The organism is Oleiphilus sp. HI0125 (assembly GCF_001635355.1).
Window position 1 is genome coordinate 1 of sequence record NZ_LWGF01000268.1, and the last position, 892, is coordinate 892.

1 protein-coding gene is annotated in these 892 nt (G+C 41.0%); it reads right to left on the reverse strand.

All coding sequences use genetic code 11. The features are described 5' to 3' along the window. Nucleotides 1-261: 261 nt before the first annotated feature. The coding region (locus A3762_RS03875) for a helix-hairpin-helix domain-containing protein (RefSeq protein WP_068754189.1) at nucleotides 262-892 on the reverse strand (631 nt) is incomplete at its 5' end.

The following is an 892-nucleotide window of genomic DNA, read 5'->3' on the forward strand; positions in this document are numbered from 1 at the left end:
CTAATAGCGTGAAGCTTGAAAGTGCGAGGATGCCGCCCAAACATACTTTTCTTATTGTTGATGCACTAAGCACAAGAATACCTACTCGAGTTATATTTTTTATGTAATTTCAGTGTAGGGGAGTGGATTAGTTAAGCAGGGGAAGTATCGTTTTTTTGTGTAACGTTTGTAAGCTGTTGAGTAAAGGTATGAAAGTAAATATGTGTATGAAGGGAGAATAACTAGGCCATGCATTGCGCATGGCCTAGTTAAATTAATGGCTTAGATCAGCTCTTTTGCTTTGGCTGTCCAATCAGCGAAACCTTTTGTTTTCGCGAAGGCTTCTAATTTTTTCTTATCGGCCGCACTCGGGTTTGCGACCTGTTTGAAACTTGTGATTCCAGCCTCTGCAAGTTTCTTCGCGGTCGCTGGTCCAACGCCCGGTAGCTTACTTAAATTATCAGCAGCTTTCTTAGCCGCCGCTTTTGCTGGCGCAGCTTTTTTAGTAACGGCTTTCTTGACCGTTTTAACTTCTTTCTCGACTGCTTTCTTAGCGGTTTTAATTTCTTTCTCAACGGCTTTCTTCGCAGTTTCAATTTCTTTCTCAACGGCTTTCTTCGCAGTTTTTACGTCTTTCTCTACTGCCTTCTTCACGGTCGCTGCTTTTTTAGCAACAGTCTTTTTAGCGGGAGCTTTTTTAACAGGGGCTTTTTTCGCGGCTGTTTTAACTTTCTTTTCTACTGTTTTTACTTTGCTTTCAACCGTCGATTTTGCTTTAGAAATCGTTGACTCAGCTTTTTTCTTTTCAACGCCTAGCTTTTCTTTCAGTTGATCTTGTAGTGAGTTGAATTCCTTGATGCGTTTATCTAATTCTTTCTGAGCACGGGAAATTTCGCGATCACTGACTTTTTGG